Raw genomic sequence first — 8,318 nt, forward strand, 5'->3', positions numbered from 1 at the left:
GCGCGGGCCTCTTCAAGTTCCTTCTGTAGCGCACGTTTTTCGTCGGCAGCTTCTTGCCGAACTGCTGCGACTTCCTTGGTCGCGTTCTTGTGCGCGATGTTCCATACCTTCGTGATCGCTTCCATGGCGGCCGTTTCGACGTCGGGCGGCAGGGCGGCTGTGTCGACCTTATCGGCTGATTCGGCACGCCAGCGGTTCAGGTGCTGGCTGATCGTGCTGTAGCTGCCCTCGTTGTTCAGCTCTACGCGGATTGCGCTGATGGTCGGTTCCTGTCCGCGTGCGGCGATTGCTTGTGCGGCGTTCGCAACCTGATCGTAGGTGATTCCCTTCCGTGCCATGCTGTTCTCCTGTAATTACGTAAGGTTACGGATTACGAAATTACGCAATCCGTAACGGTTTATAACACAATGTCACATCCACTTACAAGCCATTTTTTTCGTTTTTGGGGCCTAAATTTCTATTGCTGGTGACCGATAAGAGGAATAGAGTCTCGAAAACGTTAAGCCGTAACTTCCGGGCGCTGAAACGTGAAATTTGGGAACAGGAAGGGATCATTTGGGATTGGACTGGAAAAGGGGTTAGATCATGAGTGAAGTCGCTGCAAAGGTTCAGCCGCTTAATGCGCTGAAGCCGCGTCAGGTTCAGATCGTTGGGAAGGTATTGCGCGTCCGTCGTTACGAAAAGTTCTTTTACACCACGATCATCTGTCCGGCAGAGGATGCCTATACGCGTCCTCAGGTTGTGGAGATCCGCAGCAAGGCGCGGTTCACGGATGTTGATGAAGAGTGCAGGGCACTCGCGACGCTGGGCGGGTTTGAAGGTAAGGCGTATTCGGTCACGGATCGTGAGACGGGTGAGCGTCGCCAGCTGGTGCCGGTCAATCTTTTCCTCGACCTGGTGGAGTGATCCGTGGCTGTCGGCACGGTCAAGAACGTCCTGTTGTGCGTGCCGGTCACGTCGGATCAGTCGTCGGCACTCGATCAGCAGGTTTGCCCGCCGTCGGGCACTCAGTATTTTCATATTCAGACGCAGCAGGCGTACGTGATCGATCCGGCGAGCCAGCCGTTTCTCGACGGGCTGGCGGTGCCGTTCGATTACACCGCTGCGGGTGGGTTCTTCGCGTTGGCGTTCTCCATGGTGGTTGGTATCTGGATGGTGAGTGCGAGCGCGGGAAGCATTCTCTCGCTGGTTAAGCGGGGGTGACGCGTTCCGGGCGCTTCCCGGTGTTCTGTTCTCGAAGGGGTTAGCAATGAAGGCAAAGCTTCAAGCACTGAAGAAGTATGCGGTTGGTGGTGGTTTGGCAGCTGCTGCGGTTGCAGCGAACGCAACGGCGCCGGATTTCACGACGATCACGTCGGCGGTGGACTTCAGCACGGTGATTACCGCGATCATGGCCGTTGCCGCGATCATGGTTGGTGTGTACGTCGCATGGCGCGGTGCGAAGTTCGCGCTGCGTGCCGTGAAGGGTCTGTAAGTCTCGCGCGGCTGGTTGTGAAGCTGGGGAGCCGCGGGGCTCCCCTTTTTTGTTTACGGGGGCGGTGTGATGAGTGCAACGGACTGCTGGTACTTGATGATTTTCGGCTGGGGCGTTGTGTGTGGCTGGGCGTGCGTGCTCGGCCTGAGGGGGTGAACCATGCGCGCGCGACAGGTGGGGGTGCTACTGGTGGCGTTGTGCTTGGTCGGTCGGGCCTATGCGGGCACGGTGATTGTGTTCGATGGCAAGGGCAATATCGTGGGTAATTACTACGATCCTTCGACGCGTGGTACGTACGGGAAGATCCAGGCGGAGACGTCGGGTTTGATCTACGAAAACATGGCGAATCGGGGCGTCGCGGTCAGTAGCTCTCAGGCGGTCACGACCATTGAGGCGGTGGAGGCGGTGGCCGTTGGCGCTGCGAGCGGAGCGCGCAGCGGCATCGGGGGCGGGTGGATCGGGATGGTTGCGGGCTTGGTTATCGGTGCGGTGGTTCAGGGTGCGGTGATGCTCGGGCTGGATAAGGCGCTTAGCTGGTTGTTTGGCTCGAATGGGCAGGTTACGGTGGGTGGTTCGGGTGGCGCCTCTGTTCCGGGGGGCGTTGGTCTTTCTTCTGGCGGGTCGGCGCTGGTCGGTAACTTTGGTGGTGAGACTTTGGCCGGTGGTGGTGTGGGGGATTTTGCGTCTCATTTGTTGCAGAGGGTTTGTCAAGGACAGGTTGGCAGTCCGATTAGCTCGTGTTCTGTTTCGACGGTGAGTTGCGCTCCGGGTTGTGTCGAGATTGATCGGACTATCGGGTATGACGATGGTCGTCCGAATAACACTCAAGCTTGGACTACGTTTTCGGTGTCGACTGGAACATGGTCTGGTGACTCGTGTTCCGGTATTGCTGTCAATGGCGCGTGTACGCCTTTTGGGCCGACGACGATTACTGATGGGTCGCAGGCGGCTGCGCCTGTTTCGGTTGCGAGTGCCGTTGCGGCGATTCCGTCTACTGAGCTGAAGCAGCCGGTTAATCCGCAGCTCGTCGCAGATACGGCTAATGGCTTGTGGCAGCAGGCGTCACAGCAGCCGGGTTATCAGGGGGTTCCGTATGACCCGTCTAATCCGATCACGGCGGATGATGCGACCGGTTGGCAGACTGCGAATCCGGACTGGACACCGACGGTGGCGGACGGTGTCGGCACGGGTTCGGGTGCGGGTTCGTTGGGCTCGGCGTCGGGTGGTGGGTCGGTGGGCGCGATGCCGGTGAGCGGTCAGCCTGGGTCGCAGAGCACGACGCCGGGTGCTACGTCGTCGGGGAGTTCTGGTAGCTCCTCGAGCACGACTGTCACGCAGAATCCGGACGGCAGTACGAGCACGACTGTCACGACCAATACGCCGTCCTGTGGTGGTCCGGGTCAGCCGCCGTGTGAGGTCGACTGGGGTTCGTATGCTGGTTCGGCCCAGCCGTCGCTGGAGAGTACGCCGACGATCGCCATGATTCTCGGCCCGATCATGAACATGCTGCCGGGTTTCAAGGGCTTCCAGATGCCGGCGCATACCGGTGTGTGTCCTACGGGCACGTTCTCGATGTTCGGCCACAGCTACACGATGGATCAGCACTGCACGCTGTTCGAGCAGAACCGGCCGGCGATTGGTGCCGCGTTTGCGCTGGTGTTCCTGCTGGCGTCGGTGTTCATCGTTCTTACCGCGTGAGGTGATCCATGTATGCAGTGCTGATGTCGGCGGTGTGGTCCGCTTTGTCGTGGTTGTTCCGCTCGGTGCTTATCAAGTTCGTGTTCTATTTCGCGCTCTATTTCTTCGTCACGGAAGCGGTGTCTTACCTGCAAGGGCAGGGCATTCTGCCGACGGCGGGGTCGCTGTCGCAGGCGTTTGGTGCGGTCGGTTCAGGCGTCTGGTATTTCCTCGATTTGTGCTCGGTGAGCTACGGCATGCCCTTGGTGATCGCGGCGTACGGGGCGCGCTTCATCATTCGTCGTATTCCGCTGATCGGGTGAAGCCATGCCGATTAACGCATTTGGCGGCGGGCCGGGCAGTGGAAAGACGTACGGTGTGATGGAGCACGTGATCCTGCCTGCCGTCGCGAAGGGTCGTTTCATCATCACCAATATCGACGGGCTGGATCACGAGGCGATCTATGTTTACGTCGCGGAGAACGCGCCGAAGGGCAAGATCGTCTGTATCGGCCATATACGCAGCTGCGATCGTAGCGCGCCGGAGGAGGAGGATTTTTTTCCCGGCGAGGAAGCGCTGGACAAGCCTTTGCCGGTGCCGGACGCCGGGTATGGTCGCGTGTGGCCGGGTGATCTGGTGGTGGTCGATGAGGCGACGCGGTACTGGTCGCAGGGTGACAAGGTCAAGCGCGGTCATGCGTATTTCTTTCGTGAGCATCGGCATTTCACGAACGAGATGGGGCATAGCTGCGATCTGGTCGTGATCGATCCGGATCTGACGATGTTGGCTCGGGCTCTTAAGGGCAAGGTCGAGCTGTCGTCAGTCACGCATAAGCCGAAGGCGATCGGCCTTAACCGTTACTCGGTCAATCTGTATCGGGGCGTGAAGTTGACGGGCAAGCCGCAGTCGTCGGGTGGGCCGTTTGCGTTCAAGAAGGAAATCTATTCCCTGTACAAGAGCTATAGCCACGCTCAGGCGAAGGAACAGCCAATCGATCGGCGGCAGAACTTGTTGTTGAACAAGGGCATGTGGGCCTACGCCGGTGCGGTTCTGCTGCTCTTCGGTGGCGGCGTCTTTTTCGCGTACCGCTTCTTCACGCACAAGGCGAAGCCGGTGGAAGGTCAGGCTGCCGGGTTGTCCGCTGTTGTGCCAGGTGGTGGCGCTGTTGGGTCCGTTGGGGCGTCCGGTGTGCCTGCGCCTGCCGCGTCGGTCAAGCCGCCGGAGTTTTCTGATTCATGGCGGGTGATGGGGCGCTTTGAGTCGGGTGGTCTTCAGTATGTCGTGTTGGCCGACGAGGCTGGTCGGATGCGGGTTGACTCGCCTTCGGCCTATACCGGCCTTGGCGCTGCCGTCAGCGGTCGCGTAGATGGTCAGCGCGTCACGATGTGGTCGGGCAAGTCGTCGACTGGTCCGGCTGCTCTTGTTTCGGGGGGTAAGTCGAAATGAACGTCAAGCGTCTGCTCACGCTTGTAGTGATCTGGCCGGCGTTGTCGCTGGCTGTCGAGCCGGCAGGATTGCCGCCTCTGCCGTCTTTGCCGGCTTTGCCGGGTGTGGGTGCGCCGTTGCCTTCGGCGCTGCCGTTGCAGCCGATGGTTCAGCATTCCAAGGGTAACTCGTTCGATCTTCGGTTTGCGACGGTGTCGTTTCTGGTGGACTTCTTGTACGAGAATGCGGTCAAGACGCCGCACGTGCTTGGCCCCGATGTGCTATCCGATCAGCGTCTGGTGTCTTTCAGGTATCGGGCCAGTGATGGCGAGCTGCGGCCGTTTCTGGCCGCGTTCCTTGATTCGCTCGGCTATTTGGTTTCGGTGCGGGATGGGGTTGACTTCATCTCGAAGAAGCCCGATGCGGACAAGCCCAAGGAGTCGCGTGAGCCGTTTGTGTACGTGCCTCGGTATCGCAAGGCGGATTACCTCATGCGCCTCGTGCAGCCGCTCGTTGGGGGGCATTTCACGACGCAGCGAGGGGTGTCGGCGGCCGGTGTCGCCGGTCAGGGGAGTGGTGACATTGCGCGTGATGTGCCTCAGTCGTCGGCGGCGGCGGTGATCGATCAGAACACCGATCAGCTCGTGTACATGGGCACGGCTGACGAAGTCGCAGCGCTGCGCAAGGTGTTGCCGATGATCGACGTGGCGCGTGGCAAGGTCAATTTGCGTGCCTGGGTGTACGAAGTCAGTGATTCGAAGTCAGATCAGTCGGGCTTCTCTCTGGCCGTGAAAATCCTTGGGCTTGGTCTCGGCATCAATAATGGGTTTGTGGATCCGGCGCAGTCGGTGGTGTCGCTTCATGCTTCCAGTGGTAGCAATACGATCGATGCGGCGATACAGGCCTTGGATTCTGACGGGCGGTTCAAGGTCTTGACCCGGCCGAACATGACTGTGCTGTCCGGCGAGCGCGCGCGGCTGAATGTGGGTCAGCAGGTTCCGACGCAGGGCAATGTGTCGTTTCAGGGGACCAGTGGCACGCCTGTCCAGTCGATCGTTTATCAGGATGCTGGTGTTATCTTTGACGTTCTGCCGACGGTGATGCGCGACACGATCGATCTTTCGGTTGATGAGGAGATCTCGGACTTCGTTCGTACCACTACGGGTGTTAATACGTCGCCTACCAAGAACACGCGCAAGCTGCAGACGGTCACTTCAATGGCTGATGGCGATGTCGCCGTGATCGGTGGCCTTTTGCAGTCACATGACTCGCGCTCGAGCTCCGGCATATCGTTTTTGCCCAGGTGGATGAATGGGCACAACAACTCGAGTGACAACACGGAAATCGTGCTCGTTCTGCAGGTTGCGAAGATCTGACTCGCTAGCGACCCGATTCCGCGCGCCCGCAGCGCTTGCGCGAGGACGCACGGAAATCGCGGTCGCTGGCGCGTGCCGGTTTACTCGGCACATGTAGTCGAGTAAGATGGTTCCCGAAATTGAAGTTTTGGGAACCATTTTTTAATTTTAGGGGTTCAAATGGCGGATATGCGAGAGGACGTGCTCACGCAGGTGTTTCGGGCCGGTGGCATTCGTTCGCTGACGGTCGTGGTGGTCAACGGTCGTGCATGGGTGTCGTATCTGGCCGGTGATGGTTCGAAGGGCTGTGTGCATACGAAGGCGGGCCATGTGAAGTACTACCGCATTGAGACGGCGTTGAAGTTCGTGCGCCAGCTCGGCGTGGAGTCAGTGACTGTCGACATGACTTGCTGGACTGGTTCTCAGGCCTCGCTAGAGGTCTGACGGGGTTGGCGTGGGTCAAGGGAACGTGGAATACCGCAGCCGCGTAGCGGCGAGGATATGCCGCGAAAGTCCCTTGACGCACGCGGTTTAGGACAGGCTCCCCGTCAGGGGGGAGGGGTTGGAAACCCCACCCCCCTGCCGGGCGGCGAGCCCGATTTTTCGGTGTCAACGGGAGGTTGTTATGCGTGTCCTCATTGTTGCTTCGCTGATCGCTGTTTCCGTGTATGGCTTTTTCTCGCTGCTGCACTCGCTGGACCGGCAGGAGCGGGCTACGGATGCGCTGATGCAGCGTGCGGCGGCACGGATTTAGCCGCGCAGCGGCTTTACGTGTCTAGTAACACGTAAAGTTAGTCTCATTTTTGGGAAAGTATTACGTAATACGTTTTATGTAATTACAGTTCGGGAAAACAAAAGCGATGTTCTGTGACTGGCTCAGCGTGTGGCAGCAGCACGATCCGAACCTGCCGGACTTCAACGGCGGGCGGGTGGTGTCCATCGATGGCGGCTGCGGGCTCGCGCGCCGTGAGACGATCGATACGGACGGCGTGGTGGCCGAAGCATGGGCGCTGTGCGGCGAGGATGCAGAGATCGAGTTTGATACGCCGAAGTTCACGCAGCATAAGGGCAGCTACGAAACGACGTTGCTCGTGCGGATGGTGGGCGGCAAGGTCGAGGTGCGTGGGAATCCGTCGAAGTTCGGTCGTCTCGATAACCTGTTCGGGCTTGGCGTGGATGATGGTATTGCCGTTTATAACGAGGTGCTGTTGTCGCTTGGCCTCCCTGAGTTCACGGCGGGCGAGCTGGTGCATAACGTGTCGGGTGATGCGCGCTCGGGTTTCGAGTCGTTTGTGGAAGGGTGGAATGATGATCGCGCGGTGTGGACCGGCGCGCATATCATCCGGGCCGACATCACGCAGAATATGGCGGTGGGTTCCGGTCACGTTGCGGACTTTCACAAGTGGCTGGGGCAGCAGAAGCTGTACCGCAGTGCGCCGGATGCGACAGCGCTCGATCAGTTTGCGCGCTGGGACTGGAACACGGTCGCTTTGTCGTCGTCGTTCCTGATGCATGTGAAGGCCTACGATAAGGGGCAGGAGCTCGGTGAGGTGTCGCTTCCGCATTACCTCAAGCGATTGAAGGCGGCGGCGAAGGATGGGAGAATCGCCAAGGCAGACGTGCGGCCGCTGTATCAGGAGGCCGAGGACTATTTGGACAAGCTCGCGCTCTGGTGTGCGGAAACAGGCGTTTCAAGGCTTGAGTGGTCGTTTAAGAGCAGGTGGTTTGCGCAGCATGACGGAATGGGCTACTGGAAGCCCTTCGAGACCGAGTCTGCGCTGTTCGATGAGGCGGAGAAACATATGGGAAAGATAGCGGAGCGTGCGGTGGTGTATCAGGCGGACGCGGTGAGCGGCCTGACGCGTTCCGAGCGGGGCGCGTTGTCGATGTGGAAGGAAGGAGCCAGTCCGGAAGAGATTGCGCCGAAGAGCACCTTCTATCGGCTGCGGGCGGCGATTCTGAAAAAGACGGGCCACGACATTGCGGCGCGGCCCATAACAACGGTTAGCGAGGTTCGGCCTGTGTTTTTTCAGGTTCGCTCACTTGCGCTGAAGGACGCGCCCGTTTGGTATCAGCGTCCTTCTTTCCAGATGCGGCTCGCGGCTTAGTGGAGTCGAGCAGGGCTGCATAAAGCTTGTTTGTCGCATGAAGCTCACCGCTGACTTCGGTGAGCTTTTTTTCTGCCTGGTCGGCGCGGTGTGCTTCGTCGTGGCATTGCTCGTCTAGCTTGTTTTTGATCGCTTCCAGCTGGGCGATCTCGGCGCGGGCCTCTTCAAGTTCCTTCTGTAGCGCACGTTTTTCGTCGGCAGCTTCTTGCCGAACTGCTGCGACTTCCTTGGTCGCGTTCTTGTGCGCGATGTTCCATACCTTCGTGATCGCTTCCATGG

General features: G+C 59.4%; 12 protein-coding genes. 10 read left to right on the forward strand and 2 right to left on the reverse strand.

Going from position 1 to position 8,318, the window contains the following annotated elements:
• On the reverse strand, positions 1–338 hold a 338-nt coding region (locus tag G3O06_RS44880), incomplete at its 3' end, for a DNA-binding protein (RefSeq protein ID WP_205819924.1).
• A 247-nt stretch (positions 339–585) separates the two neighbouring features.
• On the opposite strand from G3O06_RS44880, the gene G3O06_RS44885 reads away from it, so the two are divergent.
• The 10 genes from G3O06_RS44885 to G3O06_RS44925 all read left to right on the forward strand — a co-directional run bounded on the left by G3O06_RS44885 (position 586) and on the right by G3O06_RS44925 (position 8,039).
• A complete protein-coding gene (locus tag G3O06_RS44885) occupies positions 586–906 on the forward strand; it encodes a single-stranded DNA-binding protein (protein WP_205819925.1) in 321 nt (106 codons plus the stop codon).
• A gap of 3 nt (positions 907–909) precedes the next feature.
• Complete coding sequence (locus G3O06_RS44890) at positions 910–1,203, forward strand: hypothetical protein (protein ID WP_205819926.1); 294 nt, start codon at positions 910–912, stop codon at positions 1,201–1,203.
• 46 nt (positions 1,204–1,249) lie between these two features.
• A complete protein-coding gene (locus G3O06_RS44895; protein ID WP_205819927.1) occupies positions 1,250–1,474 on the forward strand; it encodes a major capsid protein in 225 nt (74 codons plus the stop codon).
• Positions 1,475–1,633: 159 nt separating this feature from the next.
• Positions 1,634–3,172: a hypothetical protein gene (locus G3O06_RS44900; protein ID WP_205819928.1), complete on the forward strand. Its 1,539-nt coding sequence runs from the start codon at positions 1,634–1,636 to the stop codon at positions 3,170–3,172.
• An 8-nt stretch (positions 3,173–3,180) separates the two neighbouring features.
• Positions 3,181–3,474 (forward strand): DUF2523 family protein, encoded by a 294-nt coding sequence (locus tag G3O06_RS44905; RefSeq protein ID WP_205819929.1) that lies wholly within the window; start codon positions 3,181–3,183, stop codon positions 3,472–3,474.
• A gap of 4 nt (positions 3,475–3,478) precedes the next feature.
• Positions 3,479–4,597, forward strand: a complete 1,119-nt coding sequence (locus tag G3O06_RS44910; protein WP_205819930.1) for a zonular occludens toxin domain-containing protein — start codon at positions 3,479–3,481, stop codon at positions 4,595–4,597.
• The gene (locus G3O06_RS44915) at positions 4,594–5,952 is read left to right on the forward strand and encodes a type II secretion system protein GspD (protein WP_205819931.1); all 1,359 of its coding nucleotides are present in this window, start codon (positions 4,594–4,596) and stop codon (positions 5,950–5,952) included. Before G3O06_RS44910 ends, G3O06_RS44915 begins: the two co-directional genes overlap by 4 nt.
• A 180-nt stretch (positions 5,953–6,132) precedes the next feature.
• Complete coding sequence (locus G3O06_RS44920) at positions 6,133–6,375, forward strand: hypothetical protein (RefSeq protein ID WP_205819932.1); 243 nt, start codon at positions 6,133–6,135, stop codon at positions 6,373–6,375.
• Positions 6,376–6,556: 181 nt separating this feature from the next.
• A complete protein-coding gene (locus G3O06_RS49860; RefSeq protein WP_277403793.1) occupies positions 6,557–6,685 on the forward strand; it encodes a hypothetical protein in 129 nt (42 codons plus the stop codon).
• 106 nt (positions 6,686–6,791) lie between these two features.
• Complete coding sequence (locus G3O06_RS44925) at positions 6,792–8,039, forward strand: phage/plasmid replication protein (RefSeq protein ID WP_205819933.1); 1,248 nt, start codon at positions 6,792–6,794, stop codon at positions 8,037–8,039.
• On the opposite strand, the gene G3O06_RS44930 is transcribed toward G3O06_RS44925, so the two are convergent.
• A partial coding sequence (locus tag G3O06_RS44930; RefSeq protein ID WP_205819934.1) for a hypothetical protein occupies positions 7,936–8,318 on the reverse strand: 383 nt, incomplete at its 5' end. The genes G3O06_RS44925 and G3O06_RS44930 overlap by 104 nt on opposite strands.

Origin of the sequence: Burkholderia sp. Ac-20345, assembly GCF_017104825.1 — a bacterium.
GTDB classification, from domain to species: domain Bacteria; phylum Pseudomonadota; class Gammaproteobacteria; order Burkholderiales; family Burkholderiaceae; genus Burkholderia; species Burkholderia lata_B.

Excerpts from the sequence above, each read along its gene's own strand:
- G3O06_RS44900 (WP_205819928.1), top strand. The coding sequence starts at position 1,634 with ATGCGCGCGCGACAGGTGGGGGTGCTACTGGTGGCGTTGTGCTTGGTC.
- G3O06_RS44910 (WP_205819930.1), top strand. The coding sequence starts at position 3,479 with ATGCCGATTAACGCATTTGGCGGCGGGCCGGGCAGTGGAAAGACGTAC.
- G3O06_RS44925 (WP_205819933.1), top strand. The coding sequence starts at position 6,792 with ATGTTCTGTGACTGGCTCAGCGTGTGGCAGCAGCACGATCCGAACCTG.
- G3O06_RS44885 (WP_205819925.1), top strand. The coding sequence starts at position 586 with ATGAGTGAAGTCGCTGCAAAGGTTCAGCCGCTTAATGCGCTGAAGCCG.
- G3O06_RS49860 (WP_277403793.1), top strand. The coding sequence starts at position 6,557 with ATGCGTGTCCTCATTGTTGCTTCGCTGATCGCTGTTTCCGTGTATGGC.
- G3O06_RS44915 (WP_205819931.1), top strand. The coding sequence starts at position 4,594 with ATGAACGTCAAGCGTCTGCTCACGCTTGTAGTGATCTGGCCGGCGTTG.
- G3O06_RS44905 (WP_205819929.1), top strand. The coding sequence starts at position 3,181 with ATGTATGCAGTGCTGATGTCGGCGGTGTGGTCCGCTTTGTCGTGGTTG.
- G3O06_RS44895 (WP_205819927.1), top strand. The coding sequence starts at position 1,250 with ATGAAGGCAAAGCTTCAAGCACTGAAGAAGTATGCGGTTGGTGGTGGT.